The sequence below is a fragment of the Pseudomonas sp. NFR09 genome, assembly GCF_900111535.1.
Lineage (GTDB): Bacteria > Pseudomonadota > Gammaproteobacteria > Pseudomonadales > Pseudomonadaceae > Aquipseudomonas > Aquipseudomonas extremorientalis.
This window is the reverse complement of sequence record NZ_FOIH01000002.1, coordinates 120,913-141,706: the sequence shown is the minus strand read 5'-3', so window position 1 is coordinate 141,706 and position 20,794 is coordinate 120,913. Positions and strand designations below refer to the sequence as shown.

At 57.4% G+C, this 20,794-nt stretch carries 19 protein-coding genes; 3 read left to right on the top strand and 16 right to left on the bottom strand.

Annotated features, from left to right (window positions below; translation table 11 throughout):
- Positions 1-120 precede the first annotated feature (120 nt).
- From glmU to mnmG, 14 genes are all read right to left on the bottom strand, one after another.
- Positions 121-1,488: a bifunctional UDP-N-acetylglucosamine diphosphorylase/glucosamine-1-phosphate N-acetyltransferase GlmU gene (gene glmU, locus BMX59_RS04635; protein WP_092241517.1), complete on the bottom strand. Its 1,368-nt coding sequence runs from the start codon at positions 1,486-1,488 to the stop codon at positions 121-123.
- A 123-nt stretch (positions 1,489-1,611) separates the two neighbouring features.
- A complete protein-coding gene (locus tag BMX59_RS04630; protein WP_058424358.1) occupies positions 1,612-2,028 on the bottom strand; it encodes a F0F1 ATP synthase subunit epsilon in 417 nt (138 codons plus the stop codon).
- Between the two features lie 44 nt (positions 2,029-2,072).
- On the bottom strand, positions 2,073-3,449 hold the full coding sequence (gene atpD, locus BMX59_RS04625; protein ID WP_015886645.1) for a F0F1 ATP synthase subunit beta: 1,377 nt from the start codon (positions 3,447-3,449) through the stop codon (positions 2,073-2,075).
- Between the two features lie 27 nt (positions 3,450-3,476).
- Positions 3,477-4,337 (bottom strand): F0F1 ATP synthase subunit gamma, encoded by an 861-nt coding sequence (atpG, locus tag BMX59_RS04620; RefSeq protein WP_003233565.1) that lies wholly within the window; start codon positions 4,335-4,337, stop codon positions 3,477-3,479.
- A gap of 50 nt (positions 4,338-4,387) precedes the next feature.
- Positions 4,388-5,932: a F0F1 ATP synthase subunit alpha gene (gene atpA, locus BMX59_RS04615; protein ID WP_003177064.1), complete on the bottom strand. Its 1,545-nt coding sequence runs from the start codon at positions 5,930-5,932 to the stop codon at positions 4,388-4,390.
- A gap of 21 nt (positions 5,933-5,953) precedes the next feature.
- On the bottom strand, positions 5,954-6,490 hold the full coding sequence (locus BMX59_RS04610; RefSeq protein WP_003195833.1) for a F0F1 ATP synthase subunit delta: 537 nt from the start codon (positions 6,488-6,490) through the stop codon (positions 5,954-5,956).
- A 12-nt stretch (positions 6,491-6,502) separates the two neighbouring features.
- Positions 6,503-6,973 (bottom strand): F0F1 ATP synthase subunit B, encoded by a 471-nt coding sequence (locus tag BMX59_RS04605; protein WP_071490883.1) that lies wholly within the window; start codon positions 6,971-6,973, stop codon positions 6,503-6,505.
- A gap of 58 nt (positions 6,974-7,031) precedes the next feature.
- Positions 7,032-7,289: a F0F1 ATP synthase subunit C gene (gene atpE, locus BMX59_RS04600; RefSeq protein ID WP_002555987.1), complete on the bottom strand. Its 258-nt coding sequence runs from the start codon at positions 7,287-7,289 to the stop codon at positions 7,032-7,034.
- A gap of 134 nt (positions 7,290-7,423) precedes the next feature.
- A complete protein-coding gene (gene atpB, locus BMX59_RS04595; RefSeq protein WP_016970691.1) occupies positions 7,424-8,293 on the bottom strand; it encodes a F0F1 ATP synthase subunit A in 870 nt (289 codons plus the stop codon).
- 16 nt (positions 8,294-8,309) lie between these two features.
- Positions 8,310-8,717, bottom strand: a complete 408-nt coding sequence (locus tag BMX59_RS04590; RefSeq protein WP_010565865.1) for a F0F1 ATP synthase subunit I — start codon at positions 8,715-8,717, stop codon at positions 8,310-8,312.
- Positions 8,718-8,865: 148 nt separating this feature from the next.
- On the bottom strand, positions 8,866-9,738 hold the full coding sequence (locus BMX59_RS04585) for a ParB/RepB/Spo0J family partition protein (RefSeq protein WP_016970690.1): 873 nt from the start codon (positions 9,736-9,738) through the stop codon (positions 8,866-8,868).
- A 9-nt stretch (positions 9,739-9,747) separates the two neighbouring features.
- Positions 9,748-10,545, bottom strand: a complete 798-nt coding sequence (locus tag BMX59_RS04580) for a ParA family protein (protein ID WP_010207696.1) — start codon at positions 10,543-10,545, stop codon at positions 9,748-9,750.
- A gap of 18 nt (positions 10,546-10,563) precedes the next feature.
- A complete protein-coding gene (rsmG, locus tag BMX59_RS04575) occupies positions 10,564-11,208 on the bottom strand; it encodes a 16S rRNA (guanine(527)-N(7))-methyltransferase RsmG (RefSeq protein WP_092241515.1) in 645 nt (214 codons plus the stop codon).
- On the bottom strand, positions 11,205-13,097 hold the full coding sequence (gene mnmG / locus BMX59_RS04570; protein ID WP_025854394.1) for a tRNA uridine-5-carboxymethylaminomethyl(34) synthesis enzyme MnmG: 1,893 nt from the start codon (positions 13,095-13,097) through the stop codon (positions 11,205-11,207). Before mnmG ends, rsmG begins: the two co-directional genes overlap by 4 nt.
- 564 nt (positions 13,098-13,661) lie before the next feature.
- On the opposite strand from mnmG, the gene BMX59_RS04565 reads away from it, so the two are divergent.
- The 3 genes from BMX59_RS04565 to BMX59_RS04555 all read left to right on the top strand — a co-directional run bounded on the left by BMX59_RS04565 (position 13,662) and on the right by BMX59_RS04555 (position 17,642).
- Positions 13,662-14,168 carry a sigma-70 family RNA polymerase sigma factor gene (locus tag BMX59_RS04565; protein ID WP_092241513.1) on the top strand — a complete coding sequence of 169 codons (507 nt, stop codon included), beginning with the start codon at positions 13,662-13,664 and terminating at the stop codon, positions 14,166-14,168.
- Positions 14,168-15,112: a FecR domain-containing protein gene (locus BMX59_RS04560; protein ID WP_092241510.1), complete on the top strand. Its 945-nt coding sequence runs from the start codon at positions 14,168-14,170 to the stop codon at positions 15,110-15,112. The genes BMX59_RS04565 and BMX59_RS04560 overlap by 1 nt, the downstream gene beginning before the upstream one ends.
- Positions 15,113-15,203: 91 nt before the next feature.
- Positions 15,204-17,642, top strand: a complete 2,439-nt coding sequence (locus tag BMX59_RS04555) for a TonB-dependent siderophore receptor (protein WP_093120215.1) — start codon at positions 15,204-15,206, stop codon at positions 17,640-17,642.
- A gap of 19 nt (positions 17,643-17,661) precedes the next feature.
- Here the strand turns inward: BMX59_RS04555 and mnmE are convergent, their stop codons facing one another.
- A complete protein-coding gene (gene mnmE / locus BMX59_RS04550; RefSeq protein ID WP_093120213.1) occupies positions 17,662-19,032 on the bottom strand; it encodes a tRNA uridine-5-carboxymethylaminomethyl(34) synthesis GTPase MnmE in 1,371 nt (456 codons plus the stop codon).
- A gap of 79 nt (positions 19,033-19,111) precedes the next feature.
- Positions 19,112-20,794 (bottom strand): membrane protein insertase YidC, encoded by a 1,683-nt coding sequence (gene yidC / locus BMX59_RS04545; protein WP_071490889.1) that lies wholly within the window; start codon positions 20,792-20,794, stop codon positions 19,112-19,114.

The following is a 20,794-nucleotide window of genomic DNA, read 5'->3' as shown; positions in this document are numbered from 1 at the left end:
GGGAGAGGGCTTGCCCCCGATTGATGTCTATCAGCTACAAGGATGTTGGCTGAGAGTCTGCAATCGGGGGCAAGCCCCCTCCCACATTGAATACTTGTCGCTGAGGAGACTGTGGATAACTCAGGTCTTTTTGATTTTGACCGGGCGTTCCCAGCCGTCGATGTTGCGTTGACGGGCGCGGGCTACTGCCAGTTGAGACTTATCCACATCCTGGTTGATGGTTGAGCCGGCGGCTGTGCTGGCGCCATCGTCGAGGGTGACCGGGGCCACCAACGAATTATTGGAACCGATAAACACGTCCGCCCCAATGGTGGTCTGGTGCTTATTGGCGCCGTCATAGTTACACGTGATGGTGCCCGCGCCGATGTTGGTTCGCGCGCCTACGGTGGCGTCACCCAAGTAGGTCAAGTGGCCGACTTTGGCTTCGGCGTCCAACTTGGCGTTCTTCAATTCGACAAAGTTGCCCACATGGGCCTTGGCGCCCAGCACGCTACCTGGACGCAACCGCGCAAACGGGCCAGCGTCACTGCCCTCGCCCATCACGGCACCGTCGATATGAGTGTTGGCCTTGATCACCACGCCCTTGCGCAGGGTGCTGTCCTTGATCACGCAGTTCGGGCCGATCACCACGTCATCTTCGATGACCACACGGCCTTCGAGGATCACGTTGATATCGATCAGCACGTCGCGGCCGACGGTGACCTCACCCCGTACATCGAAGCGTGCCGGGTCGCGCAGGGTCACGCCCTGCGCCATCAGGCGGCGGCCTTCGCGCAGTTGGTAATGACGCTCCAGCTCGGCCAGTTGCTTGCGGTCGTTTGCACCCTGCACCTCCATCGGGTCATGGGGTTGCTCGGTGGCGACCAGCAGGCCATCGCTCACGGCCATTTCAATGACGTCAGTGAGGTAGTACTCGCCCTGGGCGTTGTTGTTGGACAGGCGGCTCATCCAGTCGGCGAGCTTGTTGGCAGGCACTGCCAGGATCCCTGTATTGCCTTCGGTAATGGCGCGCTGGGCTTCGCTGGCATCCTTGTGCTCAACGATAGCGGCAACCTTGCCATCGGCGTTGCGCACAATGCGCCCGTAGCCGGTGGGGTCTTCCAGTTCAACGGTCAACAGGCCCATCTGGCCTGGGACTACATGCTTGAGCAGGCGTTGCAGCGTTTCGACTTCGATCAGCGGCACGTCGCCATACAGGATCAGCACGGTGTCCGCCGTGATGAAGGGCACGGCCTGCGCGGTGGCGTGGCCGGTACCGAGTTGCTTGTCTTGTAGAACGAAATTCAAGTCGTCTGCGGCGAGACGCTCACGCACCACATCGGCACCGTGACCGATCACTACGTGAATGCGCTGGGGGTCCAGTTGCCGGGCGCTGTGGATAACATGGCCCAGCATGGAATTGCCGGCAACCGGGTGCAGCACCTTGGGCAAGGCCGAACGCATGCGGGTGCCCTGGCCTGCGGCGAGAATAACGATTTCAAGAGACATGAGTGGCTACCAATCCTGGGCGGTCCGGCTTCAGACCAGAGAAGTGTTTTGCTGAAAAAGAAAAAGGGTAGCCGAGGCTACCCTTTTTAATCAATCGCGCATGATGTACGACGGCTAGGCCGCTTACTTCTTGCGCAACTGCTGGAGCGTGCGCAGCTGGGCTGCAGCCTCGGCCAGACGTACAGCAGCAGCGCTGTAGTCGAAGTCCGCACCCTTTTCGTTCAGGGCCTTCTCGGCAGCCTTGACGGCTTCCTGAGCGGAGGCTTCATCCAGGTCGCCAGCACGTTGCACGGTGTCGGCAAGTACCTTGACCATGTTCGGCTGAACCTCGAGGAAACCACCGGAGATGTAAAACACCTCCTTTTCCCCGCCCTGTTTGGTCAGCGTGATCGGACCTGGCTTCAAGCTGGTGATCAACGGCGCGTGCCCCATGGCAATGCCAAGGTCACCGAGTTCGCCGTGTGCAATCACCATCTCTACCAGACCGGAGAAGATTTCCCCTTCCGCGCTGACGATATCGCAATGGACTGTCATAGCCATCTGATTGCCTCAACCTGATGAGCGCCCGTTTCCGGGCGCCTGGATTACAGTTTCTTGGCTTTCTCGATCGCTTCTTCGATGCCGCCGACCATGTAGAACGCTTGTTCTGGCAGGTGGTCGTAGTCACCGTTGAGGATGCCTTTGAAGCCAGCAATGGTGTCTTTCAGGGAAACGTATTTACCCGATGCACCGGTGAAGACTTCAGCCACGAAGAACGGCTGCGACAAGAAGCGCTGGATCTTACGAGCGCGGGATACCAACTGCTTGTCGGTTTCCGACAGCTCGTCCATACCCAGGATCGCAATGATGTCCTTCAGCTCTTTGTAACGCTGCAGCACGTACTGAACGCCGCGAGCAGTGTCGTAGTGCTCCTGGCCGATCACGTTCGGGTCCAGCTGGCGCGAAGTCGAGTCGAGTGGATCGACCGCTGGGTAGATACCCAGGGAAGCGATGTCACGGGACAGTACGACGGTGGCGTCCAAGTGGGCGAAGGTGGTCGCTGGCGACGGGTCGGTCAAGTCATCCGCAGGTACGTATACCGCTTGGATCGAAGTGATCGAACCTTCCTTGGTCGAAGTGATACGTTCTTGCAGAACGCCCATCTCTTCAGCCAGGGTCGGCTGGTAACCTACTGCCGAAGGCATACGGCCCAGCAGTGCGGATACTTCAGTACCGGCCAGGGTGTAACGGTAGATGTTGTCGACGAACAGCAGAACGTCGTTACCTTCGTCACGGAACTTCTCGGCCATGGTCAGGCCAGTCAGTGCTACGCGCAGACGGTTTCCCGGCGGCTCGTTCATCTGACCGTAAACCAGTGCCACTTTGTCCAGAACGTTGGAGTCCTTCATCTCGTGGTAGAAGTCGTTACCCTCACGAGTACGCTCACCCACACCGGCGAACACGGAATAACCGCTGTGCTCGATGGCGATGTTACGGATCAGTTCCATCATGTTTACGGTCTTGCCTACACCGGCACCACCGAACAGACCCACTTTACCGCCCTTGGCGAACGGGCAAACCAGGTCGATAACCTTGATGCCGGTTTCCAGCAGGTCGTTGCCGCCAGCTTGTTCGGCGAACGAAGGTGCTGGACGGTGAATGCCCCAGCGCTCTTCGGTGTCGATAGGGCCAGCTTCGTCAATCGGGTTGCCCAGTACGTCCATGATCCGGCCCAGGGTCGCTTTACCGACCGGTACGGAGATGGCAGCGCCAGTGTCGACAACGTCCAGACCGCGCTTCAAGCCTTCGGTGGAACCCATCGCAATGGTACGAACTACGCCGTCGCCCAGCTGCTGCTGAACTTCCAGAGTAGTTTCCGCGCCTTGTACTTTCAGCGCGTTGTAGATGCTCGGTACGCTGTCGCGTGGAAATTCCACGTCGATAACGGCGCCGATGATTTGAACGATACGTCCGCTACTCATAGCTGGATCCTCTGAATATTTGAACCGTTAAACCGCGGCAGCGCCGCCGACGATTTCCGAGATCTCTTGGGTGATCGCAGCCTGACGCGCCTTGTTGTAGATCAGCTGCAAATCGCTGATCAGATCACCGGCGTTATCGGTAGCGTTTTTCATCGCGATCATCCGCGCCGCTTGTTCAGCTGCGTTGTTCTCGACCACCGCCTGGTACACCTGCGACTCCACGTAGCGCACCATCAAGCCGTCAAGCAGCTCTTTGGCGTCCGGTTCGTAGAGGTAGTCCCAGTGGTGCTTGAGTTCCTGATCCGGAGTCGCCACCAGTGGAATCAACTGCTCCACGGTTGGCTGCTGGGTCATGGTGTTGATGAACTTGTTGGATACCACGGACAGGCGGTCAATCCGGCCTTCCAGGTACGCATCCAGCATCACCTTCACACTGCCGATCAAATCATTGATCGACGGCTCTTCACCCAGGTGGCTGATAGCTGCAACGACGTTACCGCCGAAGTTGCGGAAAAAGGCCGCACCCTTGCTACCAACGACACACAGATCGATCTCGACGCCGTTTTCGCGGTTTACCGCCATGTCCTTGACCAGGGCCTTGAACAGGTTGGTATTCAGACCACCGCACAAACCACGGTCACTGCTCACAACCACATAACCCACACGCTTGACTGCGCGGTCGATCATGAACGGGTGGCGGTATTCCGGGTTGGCGTTGGCCAGATGCCCAATTACCTGGCGGATACGCTCCGCATAAGGACGGCTAGCAGCCATGCGCATTTGTGCCTTGCGCATTTTGCTGACCGCCACTTTTTCCATGGCGCTGGTAATTTTTTGCGTGCTTTTGATGCTCGCAATCTTACTGCGAATCTCTTTTGCGCCTGCCATGTAACACCTATCAGGTTAGCAAGCGGGAGCCTTGCGGCTCCCGCTGCGGCTTACCAGGTTTGGGTGGCCTTGAACTTCTCGATACCGGCTTTCATGCCAGCGTCGATATCGTCATTGAAGTCACCCTTCACGTTGATCTTCGCCATCAATTCGGCGTGATCGCGGTTGAAGTAAGCAATCAGCGCTTGTTCAAAGCTGCCGACCTTGGCGATTTCAACGTCGGTCAGGAACCCACGCTCAGCGGCATACAGCGACAACGCCATGTCAGCGATCGACATAGGGGCGTATTGCTTCTGCTTCATCAGCTCGGTAACGCGCTGACCATGCTCAAGTTGCTTACGGGTCGCTTCGTCCAGGTCAGAAGCGAACTGGGCGAATGCCGCCAGTTCACGGTACTGAGCCAGAGCGGTACGGATACCACCGGACAGCTTCTTGATGATCTTGGTCTGAGCGGCACCACCCACACGGGATACCGAAACACCGGCGTTCACTGCAGGGCGGATGCCCGAGTTGAACATGGCCGATTCCAGGAAGATCTGACCGTCGGTGATGGAAATCACGTTGGTCGGAACGAACGCGGAAACGTCGCCAGCCTGGGTTTCGATGATCGGCAGTGCGGTCAGGGAACCGGTTTTGCCGGTCACTGCGCCGTTGGTGAACTTCTCTACGTACTCTTCCGAAACGCGGGATGCGCGCTCCAGCAGACGGGAGTGGAGATAGAACACGTCGCCTGGGTAGGCTTCACGGCCTGGTGGACGGCGCAGCAGCAGGGAAATCTGGCGGTAAGCCACTGCTTGCTTGGACAGATCGTCATAAACGATCAGCGCGTCTTCACCGCGGTCGCGGAAGAATTCACCCATGGTGCAACCGGAGTACGGTGCCAGGAATTGCAGCGCAGGAGATTCCGAAGCACTGGCAGCCACGATGATCGTGTTGGCCAGGGCGCCGTTTTCTTCCAGCTTGCGAACCACGTTGGCAATGGTCGATTGTTTCTGACCGATAGCTACGTAGACGCAGAAAATGCCGCTGTTCTTCTGGTTGATGATCGCGTCGATCGCCAGAGCGGTCTTACCGATCTGACGGTCACCGATGATCAGCTCACGCTGGCCACGGCCGACTGGGATCATGGCATCGACAGCCTTGTAGCCAGTCTGTACAGGCTGGTCTACCGACTTACGCCAGATCACGCCTGGAGCAACTTTCTCGACCGCGTCGGTCTCGGTGTTGCCCAGTGGACCTTTACCGTCAACAGGGTTACCCAGTGCGTCGACTACGCGACCCAGCAGTTCCTTACCAACCGGAACTTCCAGGATGCGGCCTGTGCACTTGGCGCTCATGCCTTCAGCCAGACTGGTGTAAGCGCCCAATACAACGGCACCTACGGAGTCTTGCTCCAGGTTGAGGGCCATACCGTAGACGCCGCCCGGAAACTCGATCATCTCGCCGTACATGACGTCGGCCAGACCGTGAATCCGCACGATGCCGTCAGATACGCTGACGACAGTGCCTTCGTTACGGGCTTGGGAGGTCACATCGAGCTTGTCGATGCGGCCCTTGATAATTTCACTTATTTCGGAAGGATTGAGTTGCTGCATTGCTCTGCTGCCCCTTCAAACTCAAGATTTCAATGCTTCGGCAAGTTTCGCGATTTTTCCGCGAATCGAGCCATCGATAACCAGGTCGCCGGCACGGATAACAACACCACCAATCAGGGATGCGTCCTCCGAAGCTTGCAGGCGCACTTCCCGATTGAGTCGTGCACTGAGAACCTTGGCGAGTTTGTCTTGCTGTTCTTGGTTCAATGCAAAAGCACTGGTCACTTCAACGTCTACCGACTTCTCTGCTTCGGCCTTGTACAGGTCGAACAGAGCGGCGATCTCCGGCAACAGCGGGAGACGGTCGTTTTCGGCAATGACGTGAATGAAGTTCTGCACTTTCACATCAAACTTGTCGCCGCACACTTCAATAAAAGTGGCGGCCTTGTCTGCGCTCGTCAGGCGCGGGGCCTTGAGCACGCGCTGCATGGTGTCGTCTTGCGACACTGCTGCAGCCAGGCCGAGCATGGCTGACCAAGAGGCCAGCTGCTGGTGGGCCTGGGCGTGCTCGAAGGCTGCCTTAGCGTAAGGTCGGGCCAACGTGGTCAGTTCTGCCATGATCGCCCTCGCTTAAATTTCAGCAGCCAGTTTGTTAACCAGCTCCGCGTGCGCGTTTTGATCGATTGTGGCACCGAGGATCTTCTCAGCACCGCCGACCGCCAGAGCACCCAGTTGGGCACGCAGCGCGTCTTTGACGCCGTTCAGTTCCTGTTCGATCTCGGCATGAGCCGAAGCCTTCACACGGTCAGCTTCGACGCGGGCTTTTTCAACAGCCTCTTCGACGATCTGGTTACCGCGCTTCTTGGCTTGCTCAATGATTTCAGCTGCCTGTGCCTTAGCATCGCGCAGTTGATGACCCGCTTTCTCTTGGGCCAACTCCAGGTCGCGAGCTGCACGGTTGGCAGCGTCCAAGCCATCAGCGATCTTCTTCTGACGTTCGTGCAAAGCCGCGATGACCGGAGGCCACACGAACTTCATGCAAAACACTACAAAAATGAAGAACGCAACGGATTGGCCAATCAGGGTTGCATTAATGTTCACGCCAACACCTCGCTCATTCGTTGTCCATCACTCCAATCAACTCGAAAAGTTCGAGTGATTAGCCAGCGAGTTGACCAACGAAGGGGTTCGCGAAGGTGAAGAACAGAGCGATACCAACGCCGATCATGGTCACGGCGTCGAGCAGGCCGGCGACGATGAACATTTTAACTTGCAGCATTGGGACCATTTCTGGCTGACGCGCTGCGCCTTCCAGGAATTTGCCGCCCAGCAGGCCGAAACCAATGGCAGTACCCAGGGCGCCCAGGCCGATCAACAGTGCAACAGCGATAGCGGTTAGACCAACTACAGTTTCCATCTTTCCTCCCGACTTTTACGTCGTATGGTTTAGGTTTTTTAGATTTTAAAGCGGTAAAACAAATCGTTTCATAGCCCGGTGGGGCCTACCTTCCCGTTTCACCGGGAAGGACATCAGACTAGTCGAGACTGGTCTTAATGGTTCTCTTCGTGCGCCATCGACAGGTAGACGATGGTCAGCATCATGAAGATGAAGGCCTGCAGGGTGATGATCAGGATGTGGAACACAGCCCACGCCCACTGCAGAACCACGCCCAGGCCGCTAAGCCAGAGCAGACCACTGCCGAACATCACAGCGATCAGAATGAACACCAGCTCGCCGGCATACATGTTGCCGAACAGTCGCAGGGCCAGGGAGATAGGCTTGGCGACCAGGGTCACGAACTCCAGCAGGAAGTTCACCGGGATCAGCAGGGCTTGAACGAAGATGTTCTTGCTGCCGAACGGGTGCAGGGTCAGTTCGCCGATGAAACCGCCGATGCCCTTGACCTTGATGCTGTAGAAAATGATCAACGCGAACACCGACAGGGCCATGCCCAGGGTGGCGTTAGGGTCCGTGGTGGAAACCGCACGGAATGGAATGTGGTGATCGCCGGAGATCAGGATGGCCAGCTGAGGAATCCAGTCGACCGGGATCAGGTCGACGGCGTTCATCAGGAACACCCAGACGAAGATAGTCAGTGCCAGCGGTGCGATCACCGGGCTGCGACCATGGAAGCTGTCTTTCACGCTGCCATCGACGAATTCGACCAGTACTTCAACGAAGTTCTGCAAAGCACCTGGCTGACCGGAAGTCGCCTTCTTTGCCGCCATGCGGAAAATCAGGACGAAGATCAGACCCAATGCGACCGACCAGCCCAGAGTATCCAGGTGGAAAGCCCAGAAGCCCATTTCTTTGGCCTCTGCTGCGGAGTGGGCAAAGCCCCAGCCGCCATTAGGAAGCTGACCGAAGGTCAGGTTCTGCAAGTGGTGCTGGATATAGCCCGAAGCGGTTGTTTCTGCCATGGTTGCCTCAAACGCCCTAAGGTTTCGAAAGTCTTGTTTTCATTAGCAGGGGAGCGAACCAGCTGACCAGTTGGGTCAACACGAAGACGCCGAATACAGCCAGCGGCGCCAATGGCTTCACACCTGCAAAGGTCAGTGCAAACAGCACTGCCGTCAAAATCAGTTTCCCTGCCTCGCCGGCATAAAATGACCGGACGATAGCCTGGGCTGCTCGGGCGCCGGAAAACCGAAAGGCCCTGTGAGCGAAATACATATTGGGCAGCAAGGCTATCAGGCCTCCGCAGAGTCCTGAATATCCGGCTACGACTCCATGCCAGTACCAAAGCGCCAATGCGGCGATCAGCAAGATGACAAATTGAGCCAATAAAACCGGAAAAACGGCCAAGCGATGGAACGGCAACGTGTTTGGCGTGCGGGTTTCCATCACTCTTGCTCCTCAATGGTCGGCTGCCGGAAATCAATAACTTGGCATAATTTGTGCCGACAAAATGCGCGCAGAGTATAGGGGCGGTTCTGCCCCTATTCAACTGCCGGGTAGTGATTTCCGATCACGCGCTACATAAGCAAATGTTTCAGCGGATGTGGGCAAGGACGCCCTGAAGCTCATCGAGGGAGTTATATCCGATAACCAATTGGCCTTTGCCTTTTTTCCCGTGGCGAATTTGCACCGCAGAGCCCAGGCGCTCGGCCAGGCGCTGCTCGAGGCGGGCGATATCCGGATCAGGTTTGGCCGTTTCGACCGGTGCAGGTTTGCCGCTGAGCCATTGGCGAACCAGGGCCTCGGTCTGACGAACGGTGAGCCCCCGTGCGACAACGTGTCGCGCCCCTTCAACCTGTTGATTTTCCGGCAAACCGAGCAATGCACGGGCGTGACCCATTTCCAGGTCGCCGTGGGACAACATGGTCTTGATGACTTCCGGCAACGCGATCAGACGCAGCAAGTTGGACACGGTCACACGGGATTTACCCACCGCCTCGGCCACTTGTTGCTGGGTCAGCTGGAATTCCTGCTGCAAGCGCTGCAGGGCAATGGCTTCTTCGATCGGGTTGAGGTCTTCGCGCTGGATATTCTCGATCAACGCCATGGCGATGGCGGTTTCATCCGGCACATCGCGCACCATCGCCGGGATGGTTTCCTTGCCGGCCTGCTGGCTCGCGCGCCAGCGGCGTTCACCGGCGATGATTTCAAAACGGCCGCCGCCAATCGGACGCACCACGATCGGTTGCATCACACCCTGGGCCTTGATCGAATTGGCCAGTTCTTCCAGCGCCTGGGGGTCCATGTCCCGGCGTGGCTGGTATTTGCCGCGCTGGATCAGGTCCAGCGGCAGGTGTTGCAGCTCGCGCTCGTCGGCCTGCACCGCCTGTTCTTCAAGCGATGTGACGGTCGGACCACTCAACAGTGCATCCAGTCCACGTCCGAGACCTCGTTTCTTGACGGCCATGGGGATTCCTTAAGTTGGCTGGGCTGCAGCGGTGCGTGAATTGCGGCGCTGACGGCGAACCATCTCGCCGGCCAGCGCCAGGTAGGCAATGGCACCACGGGATTGTTTGTCATAGGCCAAAGCCGGCATGCCGTAGCTCGGGGCTTCGGCCAAACGGATGTTGCGCGGGATCACCGTGTCGTACAGCTGGTCACCGAAGTGTTCCTTGAGCTGCGCCGATACATCGTTCATCAGGCTCAGGCGCGGATCGAACATGGTCCGCAGCAAGCCTTCGATCTGCAGGTTCGGGTTGAGCAATTCGGCAATGCGCTTGATGTTATCCACAAGGTCGCTCAACCCTTCCAACGCGTAGTACTCGCACTGCATGGGGATAATCACCCCATCGGCGGCCACCAGCGCGTTCAGTGTCAGCATCGACAGCGACGGTGGGCAGTCGATCAGGATGTAGTCGTAATTCTCGCGGATTGGCGCCAGGGCGCTGCGCAGACGGCTTTCTTTCATCTGCATTTCCAGCAGCACCACTTCCGCCGCAGTCAAATCGCGGTTGGCCGGCAGCAGTTGATAACCACCATGTTCGGAGTAGTGCATGGCCTGGGCCAGGTCGCACTCGCCAATCAGCAAGTCGTAGACCGAGTTTTCCAGGCCGTGTTTATCCACACCGCTCCCCATGGTGGCGTTGCCCTGTGGATCGAGATCGATCAACAGCACCCGGCGCTTGGTTGCGACCAGGGATGCTGCGAGGTTGATGCAGGTGGTGGTTTTGCCCACGCCACCTTTCTGGTTCGCTATCGCGAATACCTTAGCCATTCTTGCTTGTGTTCCCAATCATGCCGTGCGGCGCAGTATCAGCAGATGGCGTTGGCCTTGGCAACCGGGTACGGCCAAGGCGTGTTCGCTATCGAGGTGGAAGTCTGCCGGCAATGCTAACAGCTCATCGCTTGGATGGACGCCCTTCATTGCCAGCCAGCGGGTGTCGCGGTCGCCCAGATGGCGGGTCCAGTTGCTGAAGTTCTCCATGCTGCTGAACGCCCGGGAAACGATTCCGTTGAATGGCTGTTCAGGCGTGAAGGCTTCGACGCGACTGTGGATAACTTGCAGGTTATCCAGCTTGAGTTCGAGTTTGACCTGGGTCAGGAAGCGGGTCTTCTTGCCGTTGCTGTCCAGGCAGGTCACTTGCGACCCGGGAAACAGAATGGCCAGTGGGATGCCTGGCATGCCGCCCCCACTGCCGACGTCGAGCCAGCGACCGTTTTCGATGAATGGCATCACGCTCAAGCTGTCGAGCAAGTGACGGGACACCATTTCGTCGGGATCACGCACCGCGGTCAGGTTGTAAGCCTTGTTCCATTTGATCAACAGGGCCAGGTAGCCCAACAGCAATTCGTGCTGGGCCGGGGTCAGGTCGACGCCCAACTGGCGCGCACCTGTGGATAACTCTTCGGCGTGTTGCGAGGTGACCAACGAACTCAAGCGCTTTGCTCCAACTGACGGCCCGCGCCGCGTTTTTTCAAATGAATCATCAACAGCGAAATCGCTGCCGGGGTTACGCCGGGGATACGTGAAGCCTGGCCCAGGGTCTCTGGCCGAGTTATCCCCAGCTTGCTTTGGATTTCTTTCGACAGCCCGGAAATCCCGGTGTAGTCGATATCCACAGGCAGCTTGGTGTCTTCACTGGCGCGCAGGCGGGCGATTTCATCCTGCTGGCGGTCAATGTAACCGGCGTATTTGGTCTTGATTTCGACCTGCTCGGCGACCTGTGGGTCTTCTGCACCCTGCCCGGTCACTTCGACCAGACCAGCGTAGTCGATTTCCGGACGCGACAGCAGGTTGAGCAAGTTGTATTCGTGGGTCAACGGCGTACCGAATTTTTCGGCAATCGCATCGCCCTGTTCGGTGCCCGGGCGGACCCAAGTGCTTTTCAGCCGCTGTTCTTCCAACGCGATGCTTTCGCGTTTTTTGCAGAAGGCAGCCCACCGTGCGTCGTCGACCAGGCCCAGTTCGCGACCTTTCTCGGTCAGACGCAGATCGGCGTTGTCTTCGCGCAGGATCAAGCGGTATTCCGCCCGGGATGTGAACATCCGGTACGGTTCCTGGGTACCCAGGGTAATCAGGTCGTCGACCAACACACCGATGTACGCCTCATCGCGACGCGGGCACCAGCTGTCTTTGCCCTGCGCGCGCAGTGCAGCATTGGTTCCGGCCAGCAAACCTTGGGCACCTGCTTCTTCGTAACCGGTGGTGCCGTTGATTTGCCCGGCAAAGAACAAACCGCCGATCACTTTGGTTTCCAGGCTGTACTTGAGGTCACGCGGGTCGAAGTAGTCGTACTCGATGGCGTAGCCCGGACGCACGATGTGCGCGTTTTCCATGCCGCGAATTGATTGCACGATCTGAATTTGCACGTCAAACGGCAGGGAAGTGGAGATACCGTTCGGGTACAGCTCATGAGTGGTCAAGCCTTCGGGCTCGATAAAAACCTGGTGGCTTTCCTTGTCGGCAAAGCGGTGGATCTTGTCTTCGATCGACGGGCAATAACGCGGGCCGATGCCTTCGATCACCCCGGAGTACATCGGCGAACGGTCGAGGTTCGCGGCAATGATTTCGTGGGTGCGCGCATTGGTGTGGGTGATCCAGCAGCTCACCTGTTTCGGATGCTGTTCCTTGGAGCCCATGAACGACATGACCGGGATCGGTGTATCGCCTGCTTGCTCGGTCATCACCGAGAAATCTACGGAACGCCCGTCAATACGCGGCGGGGTCCCGGTTTTCAGCCGACCGACACGCAGCGGCAGTTCACGCAGACGCTTTGCCAGGGCAATCGACGGTGGATCACCGGCACGGCCACCGGAATAGTTCTGCATGCCAATGTGGATAAGTCCGCCGAGGAATGTACCAGTGGTCAACACCACGGATTCTGCGAAGAAACGCAGACCCATTTGGGTGACAACTCCGCGCACCTGGTCCTGTTCGACGATCAGGTCATCTGCTGCTTGTTGAAATATCCACAGGTTCGGCTGGTTTTCCAGGGTTTCGCGGACTGCAGCCTTGTACAGGATGCGGTCTGCCTGAGCCCGGGTAGCCCTTACGGCCGGGCCTTTGCGGCTGTTGAGCACGCGAAATTGGATGCCACCTTTATCGGTAGCCATGGCCATCACGCCGCCAAGGGCGTCGATTTCCTTGACCAGATGGCTTTTACCGATCCCACCGATGGCGGGGTTGCAACTCATGGCGCCGAGAGTTTCCACGTTATGCGTCAACAACAGGGTTTTTACGCCCATTCGTGCTGACGCCAGTGCTGCCTCGGTACCGGCATGACCGCCGCCGATGACGATCACTTCAAAACGGGAAGGGAAATCCACCACGCACCTCGTGCCTGCTTATGTAGGTAATCAGGAATTGATTGTTGAAAGAGTTTTAGAGCTTTGGCGGCAAGTATAGGGACTTAGCCCTTCCTAAAGAACCCTTTGCACAAAATTTAACCAGCTGTGGATGAATCACAGACAATAGAAATTAAAAGAGAGAAATTTATTAAATTTTTGTTTTTATGTTTATTTCTACTGAGCATACTTTCTGTGGATAGATCTACACAGGCCTTTATTTACGGCGTGTACAGAGATTAAAAAGTCTGTGGTCATGTGCCAATGAGGCCCTTGGATAAGTCCTTTAAGCCTGTGGATTAAACAGACGGTTATCCACAGAGGCCTTTTTACTCAGGTTTCAGGGCCTGTTATCAACTGGGCACAGGGACGGTTATTCACAGAGCTTAATCCACAGAAATCGGCAAATCTGTCTGTATTCAGTCCGCCACAACGCCAACCGAAACCTTTCACTCGGTGGTGAGCACAGCAAAAAGAGATCTGTTGTGAGAAAACGGCGGGGCAGTTAATAATAGCGATTATCATTAACCTATCTTGTCATGCCCTATGTCCTCTTCTTCACACACGGCTGCGGTCCAGCACATTTATGAGCAGCACCACTCCTGGCTGCGCGGGTGGCTCAAAGGGAAGCTACATAACGCCTGTGATGCGGCCGATGTGGCGCACGATACGTTCGTGCGCATTCTGGGCGGGCGGCATGCGGCACAGATCGTTGAACCACGTGACTACCTGGCGACCATCGCCAGGGGCCTTGTGATTGATCGTTACCGTCGACACGCCATCGAACAGGCCTACAAACAAACCCTGGCCGAACGGCCTGAAGCCATAACCATCAGTGAAGAAGACAAAGCCATCATCATCGAGACGTTGGTGGCTGTGGATAAAGCCTTGTCTGCACTCGGCGAGCGAGCACGGCGGATATTCATGCTGTCCCAGGTCGAGGGGCTGACTTATCAACAGATTGCCGATCAGCTTCAGGTTTCACTGACCACGGTGAAGAAGCACATGATCCGTGTATTGACTGAATGCTCACTGATCATGGCCAGCCTGTAATGGCGGCGCCCGATCGCAAAACCTTTGAGGCTGCTGCCAGTTGGTACGTACAGTTTCAATCCCAGACGCCTACCGCCGACGAGCGCCAAGCCTGGCAACAATGGCTCAACGGCGATCCCTCCCATCAGGCCGCATGGAATCAGATGGAACAGTTGCAGCGCAGTCTCGGCGCCCTGCCTCCGGATTTCACCCGCCGCGCATTGTCGGCCACACAGCAACGTCGCCAGGTACTCAAGTGGATGTTGGTGCTGGGCGGCACCGGGTACCTGGGGTGGAATGTTCAGCAACACACGCCCCTGGGTAATCTGTGGGCCGATTACCGCACGGTCGTAGGTGAACGCCGGCGTATTGAATTGGCCGACGGCACGCGGATTGACCTGAATACCGGCACGGCGATTGATGTGCTATTTGATGAGCGCCAGCGTTTGATCCGCTTGCGCGAAGGTGAAGTACTTATTCACACCGGCAAGCTGGGTGTGCAGACGCCCTTTTATGTCGAAACCCGCCAAGGCCGCGTCCAGGCATTGGGTACTCGGTTTACCGTACGCCAGTTGCAGGACTCAACCCGCGTTGGCGTTCTGGAGGATCGGGTGAATGTGTCGCCTGGTGACCAGCCCCTCCAGGCCCGGCTGCTCAGTGCCGGCGAAAGCGCAGACTTCGATCGCCAAAAAGTGCAGCCAGACACCGTTTACCGCACATCCCAGGCCGCCTGGGTCGATGGCCAACTGATTGTATTGGATGCACGCCTCGGTGATGTTATCGAAGAGCTCGCCCGCTATCGTCCAGGTGTCCTGCAATGCGACCTGGCCTCGGCACATCTGCGTGTTTCCGGGACCTTTCGCCTGGATTCCACCGACGCAGTGCTGGCCAATCTGCAGGCCACCCTGCCGATTCAGGTGAAATACTTCACTCGCTATTGGGTTTCGGTGAAGCGAATCGGTTGATCGAAAAAATATCTGCACGCGGGGTTATCTTTGTTTTACCTGACACGGCCCTACAGGTAATCACGATGCCACCTTCAGGGCTTACTCACCTATGCGCGTTCCCACCAAGCTCCGCCAGCGACTTTCCTACCACGGTATGACATGCAGCCTGCTGCTCGGCACGGCCACCACTGTCAGTGTGTTGTTATCCACGGGCGCCCAGGCCGCCAGCGCGGTGCAACACTACGTTATTGCGGCCGGCCCCCTGGATAACGCCTTGAGCCAATTTGCCGCCAAGGCGAATGTGATCCTGTCTTTTTCACCTCAACAAACCACACGTTTAAACACAGCAGGCTTGGAAGGTGACTACTCCGTGGACCAAGGTTTTGCGCTGCTGCTGCAAAACTCCGGTTTACAGGCGGTAGTCCAGGCGCCTGGCAGTTATGTCCTGCAGGCCGCTTCCACCGGCGAACTCACCCTCGCGCCCACCACAGTCAGCACTTATCAACAGGGCGGTTTCAATCAGGAGATTGCTGGGGATGTGGGCTACAAGGCGCAGAACAGCAGGGTCGGTACAAAGACCAGTACGCCGCTGTCGGAAACACCACGTTCGGTATCGGTCGTCACCGGCCAGCGTATCAAGGACCAGAAGTCGCAAACCCTGACCGAAGTGTTGGGTTACGTGCCCGGTATCTTTGCACCGCCCTTTGCCGCAGGTGATGGGCTGGCGGGCGATCTGTTCTTCATTCGCGGTTTCAATGCCACGGATTACGGCTACGGCCTGCTGCGAGATGGCCTGCGCGTACAAGGTAATCGGTACGACACCACCAGTGAGCCCTATGGCCTGGAGCGGGTCGAAATCTTCCGCGGCCCCTCTTCCCTGCTCTACGGTGAAAATGCGCCTGGCGGTCTGGTGAATCTGGTGAGCAAACACCCTACTGCTACGCCACAAGGTGAAGTGCAGTTGGGTTATGGCTCCAATAATCGGCGTCAGTTGGGTGTGGATATCTCTGGGCCGCTCAATGACAGCGGCAATATCCTCGGCCGGGTTGTGATGCTCGGTCGCAAATCCGATACGCAGACCGACCATGTGCCAGACGATCGCCTGTACATCGCGCCATCACTGACCCTGAATTTCGACGACTACAACACCCTCACCCTGTTGGCCAATTACCAGAAAGACCACACTAATCTGGAACTCGGCCTACCGGCTGCCGGCACCTTGCTTACAAATCCCAATGGCAAGCTCTCCAAGCACACCATGCTCGGCGACCCGGATTGGAATACGTTCGAACGCGAAACCTGGAGTACCGGTTACGAGTTCAGCCACAGCTTCAACGATGACTGGCAGTTCCGTCAGAACTCGCGCTACATGCAGTCACGCATCAACCGCCATGAAACCTGGCCCAGTGCCCTGAATAACCGCGGCTTTGGCACTCAACTGAACATGACCGCCTATGACCGCTACAACAAGTCGATGGTCTATTCGATGGATAACCAGCTGGAAGGCAAATTCCAGGTCGGTGGCCTGGAAAACACGGTGCTGTTTGGCGCCAGTTATGACCGCACCTCGTTCAATCAGGATTGGGATGCGGGGTTTGCCGGCACCATCAATGTGTATAACCCGGTGTACCTGCGTGACCCGTTGACGCCGGTGGCGGTGCAAAACACCCTGCTCGAGCAGCAGATGAAAGGCGTTTATGCACAGATCCAGAGCAAATACGATCACTGGCTGTTCCTGCTCGGCGGCCGTCAGGACTGGGTCGACAGCGATTTCCGTGACAAGGTGAACAAGGCCGGCAATACCGGGTCCGAAGACCGCAAGTTCACCTATCAGGGCGGGGTGATGTACCAGTTCGACAACGGCCTGACGCCGTATGTCAGCTACTCCACTGCCTTTGTCCCCGTGCAGCAGATCTCCAACGCCGGCTCGCCCTTGAAACCGATCACCAGCAGCCAGTACGAAGTGGGCGTGAAGTACGAGCCGATCGGCTGGGATACGGCAATGACGGTGTCGGTGTATGACTTGCGCAAGGAAGACGACACTTACCTTGATGCCACCACCAATAGCTATCGCCAGGTAGGCGAAAGCCGGGCCAAGGGCGCTGAGGTAGAGGTCAACAGCAATCTCACGCCCAACCTGAATGTCACCGCAGCCTATACCTACACTGACGCGAGAATTACCAAGGATTCGGCGACGTCGTTGGTCGAGGGCCACCAGATGACCGGGGTTCCGCGTAACCAGGCCTCAGTGTGGGGCAAGTACCGCTTCTTCGATGGCCAACTCAAGGGCTTGTCCCTGGGCGGTGGCGTGCGTTATTTCGACAGTACATTTTCCTACACCGCACCCACGCTGTATGGAAAGTTGGATGCAGGAAGCGTCACCTTAGTGGACGCAGCCGTTGGCTATCAGATCGACAAACACTGGTCTGTAGATGTGAACGCCAAGAACCTGTTCGACAAGGAATATGTATCTGGTTGCAACGATGCGGGCCGCTGCTATTGGGGTGACAGCCGTACCCTGCTCGGTACGGTGTCTTACAATTGGTAGGACGCTGTGGATAACTCGGTTATTTACCGATGCAGAAGCTGGAAAAGATCCGCCCCAACAAATCATCGGAGCTGAACGCGCCGGTGATTTCGCCTAACAGCTGCTGCGCCTGACGCAGATCTTCCGCCAGCAGCTCCCCGGCGCCCGCCAGGGTCAACTGCGCCCGACCGTGCTCCAATGCTGCGCTCGCATGGCGCAACGCCTCCAGGTGCCGACGGCGCGCACTGAAGCTGCTTTCCGAGGTCTGCTCGTAGCCCATACAGGCTTTGAGGTGCTCGCGCAGCAGTTCCAGGCCTTCACCGGCCGACTTCGCACTCAGGCTGATCGTGACGTGGCCATCCGCGCTGGTTTCCAGCGCAATGTCCTCTCCCGTCAAGTCAGCCTTGTTGCGAATCAAGGTGACCTTGGCCGGGTCCGGCCGGTGCTCGAGGAATTCCGGCCACAGGGCGAAAGGATCCATAGCCTCGGGCGCCGTTGCGTCCACCACCAGCAGCACCCGATCCGCTTCGCCGATGGCTTTGAGCGCGCGTTCCACACCGATCTTTTCCACCTGGTCGTCGGTGTCGCGCAAACCGGCGGTGTCTACAACGTGCAACGGCATGCCGTCGATGTGGATATGTTCGCGCAGGATGTCCCGTGTGGTGCCGGCAATCTCAGTGACGATGGCGGCTTCACGCCCCGCCAGGGCATTGAGCAGGCTGGATTTTCCCGCATTGGGCCGCCCCGCGATCACAACGGTCATGCCGTCTCGCAGCAAAGCCCCCTGCCCGGCTTCACGCAGCACTGTGGATAACTCATCGCGAACTTTATCCAGCATCGCCAGTACGTGGCCATCGGCGAGAAAGTCGATTTCTTCTTCCGGAAAATCAATCGCCGCCTCGACGTAGATACGCAGGCTGATCAACTGCTCGGTCAAGTTATGCACACGCAGGGAGAACGCACCCTGCAGGGAGCGCAATGCATTACGTGCCGCTTGTGCAGAACTGGCTTCAATCAGGTCGGCAATTGCTTCGGCCTGGGCCAGATCCAGCTTGTCATTCAAAAATGCCCGCTCGCTGAATTCCCCTGGACGTGCCAGGCGGCAGCCCAATTGCAGGCAGCGTTGCAGCAACATATCCAACACAACCGGACCGCCGTGTCCCTGCAACTCCAGGACGTCTTCCCCGGTGAATGAATTCGGCCCAGGGAAATAAAGTGCTAACCCCTCGTCCAGCACGTTGCCGTCAGCATCCAGGAACGGGCCGTAATGCGCATAACGCGCCTTCAACTCACGGCCACTCATGGCCTTGGCTGCCACACTCGCAAGCGGCCCGGAAATTCTAACGATGCCGACACCGCCGCGACCTTGAGCGGTAGCGACAGCAGCGATGGTTTCACGAGGAGCGCTCATCAACAGGTTCCAGACCAAAAGTGACAGAAAGCAAAACGCCCCACTAGGGGGCGTCTTGAGTGGTTATCCACAGAGTAAGTTACGCAGAGGCTTTTGCGGTAGCCGCTTCGATCTTGCGTGTGATGTACCACTGTTGGGAGATAGACAACACGTTGTTGACCACCCAGTACAGCACCAGACCAGCTGGGAACCACAGGAAGAAGAAGGTGAAGATGATCGGCATCATTTTCATCACTTTTGCCTGCATCGGATCCGGCGGAGTCGGGTTCAGGCGCTGCTGGATGAACATCGTCGCGCCCATGATGATCGGCAGGATAAAGAACGGGTCTTTGATCGACAGGTCGGTTATCCACAGGATGAACGGCGCCTGGCGCATTTCCACGCTTTCCAGAAGCACCCAGTACAGCGACAGGAACACCGGCATCTGCACCAGAATCGGCAAGCATCCACCCAGCGGGTTGATCTTCTCTTTCTTGTACAGCTCCATCATGGCCTGCGACATTTTCTGCCGGTCATCGCCATGTTGTTCTTTCAGCGCCGCCAGTTTCGGAGCCACGGCACGCATGCGCGCCATCGACTTGTAGCTGGCTGCCGACAGCGGGAAGAAGATCCCCTTGATCAGCATGGTCAGGAAGATGATCGAGAAGCCCCAGTTACCCACAATGCTGTGGATATGTTGCAGCAACCAGAAAATCGGCTGGGCGATGAACCACAGGAAGCCGTAATCCACAGTCAGCTCAAGACCTGGGGACAACTCTTTCAGCACAGCCTGGCTTTTCGGGCCGGCGTACAGGATAGCGCTGGTTTCAGCCTTGGCGCCGGGTGCGACGGTCAACGCCGGGCCAGTGAAGCCAATGATGTAGTTACCCTGGCTGTCCTTGCGGGTTTGAACCAGGTTGGCCTCACCCTTGTTCGGGATCCAGGCGGTCACGAAGTAGTGCTGCAGCCAGGCAACCCAGCCGCCTTGCACGGTTTCTTTCAGCGAGCCCTTGTCGATATCTTTCATCGACACTTTTTTGTACGGTTCGCTACTTGTCCACAGGGCGGCGCCCAGGTAAGTCGCGGTGCCGGTGGCAGTGCTGGAAGAAGGATCGGAGCTGGCGTCACGCTTGAGCTGGGCAAACAGGTTGCCGCTCCATGGTTTGTCGCTTTCGTTGTCGATCAGGTAAGTGACCTTCAAGTCGTACAAACCACGGGTGAAGCTGAAGCGCTTGATGTAGTTGACGCCGTCGAGGCTGAATTTCAGGTCGACGTTCAACTGGTTCTGGCCATCAGCCAGTTGATAAGTCTTCTGCTCGGTCGAGTAAATCGGACGACCGGTAGCACGTGCATCCGGACCATTGGTGCCGGTCAGGCCGCTTTGCGCCAGATAAGTACGCTCACCACCGTTATCGAACAGTTGGAACGGAACATCCGGATGGTCTTGGCGACGTGGATACAGCGGCAGTTTCAACTGCGCGATATCACCACCTTGTGGGTCGATAGCCAGGTCGAGCACATCCGTTTTCACGTGGATGAGGTCTTTGTTGGTGACCACTGGCGTTTCTAACGGGGCGCTTGTCTCGCCATTCGCGCTGGGAACATCGGCACTCGCGGACGCATTGTTACCCAGCGGGGTGTCCGGAATAGCCGGCGCAGCCTGGTTGGTAGCAACATTCTGAGTCGGCAGGGCAGCCTGGCCATAGTCCTGGTTCCACTGAAGAACCATGACGTAGGACACGATTGCCAGGGCGACGATCAGGATCGTGCGTTTAATATCCAT

Bases quoted from the DNA above. Each gene is read 5' to 3' on its own strand.
- atpE (WP_002555987.1), bottom strand. From the start codon at position 7,289: ATGGAAACTGTAGTTGGTCTAACCGCTATCGCTGTTGCACTGTTGATC.
- atpA (WP_003177064.1), bottom strand. From the start codon at position 5,932: ATGCAGCAACTCAATCCTTCCGAAATAAGTGAAATTATCAAGGGCCGC.
- BMX59_RS04590 (WP_010565865.1), bottom strand. From the start codon at position 8,717: ATGGAAACCCGCACGCCAAACACGTTGCCGTTCCATCGCTTGGCCGTT.
- BMX59_RS04610 (WP_003195833.1), bottom strand. From the start codon at position 6,490: ATGGCAGAACTGACCACGTTGGCCCGACCTTACGCTAAGGCAGCCTTC.
- BMX59_RS04555 (WP_093120215.1), top strand. From the start codon at position 15,204: ATGCGCGTTCCCACCAAGCTCCGCCAGCGACTTTCCTACCACGGTATG.
- BMX59_RS04580 (WP_010207696.1), bottom strand. From the start codon at position 10,545: ATGGCTAAGGTATTCGCGATAGCGAACCAGAAAGGTGGCGTGGGCAAA.
- atpG (WP_003233565.1), bottom strand. From the start codon at position 4,337: ATGGCAGGCGCAAAAGAGATTCGCAGTAAGATTGCGAGCATCAAAAGC.
- BMX59_RS04565 (WP_092241513.1), top strand. From the start codon at position 13,662: ATGTCCTCTTCTTCACACACGGCTGCGGTCCAGCACATTTATGAGCAG.
- mnmE (WP_093120213.1), bottom strand. From the start codon at position 19,032: ATGAGCGCTCCTCGTGAAACCATCGCTGCTGTCGCTACCGCTCAAGGT.
- yidC (WP_071490889.1), bottom strand. From the start codon at position 20,794: ATGGATATTAAACGCACGATCCTGATCGTCGCCCTGGCAATCGTGTCC.
- BMX59_RS04585 (WP_016970690.1), bottom strand. From the start codon at position 9,738: ATGGCCGTCAAGAAACGAGGTCTCGGACGTGGACTGGATGCACTGTTG.
- glmU (WP_092241517.1), bottom strand. From the start codon at position 1,488: ATGTCTCTTGAAATCGTTATTCTCGCCGCAGGCCAGGGCACCCGCATG.
- BMX59_RS04560 (WP_092241510.1), top strand. From the start codon at position 14,168: ATGGCGGCGCCCGATCGCAAAACCTTTGAGGCTGCTGCCAGTTGGTAC.
- atpB (WP_016970691.1), bottom strand. From the start codon at position 8,293: ATGGCAGAAACAACCGCTTCGGGCTATATCCAGCACCACTTGCAGAAC.
- BMX59_RS04630 (WP_058424358.1), bottom strand. From the start codon at position 2,028: ATGGCTATGACAGTCCATTGCGATATCGTCAGCGCGGAAGGGGAAATC.
- atpD (WP_015886645.1), bottom strand. From the start codon at position 3,449: ATGAGTAGCGGACGTATCGTTCAAATCATCGGCGCCGTTATCGACGTG.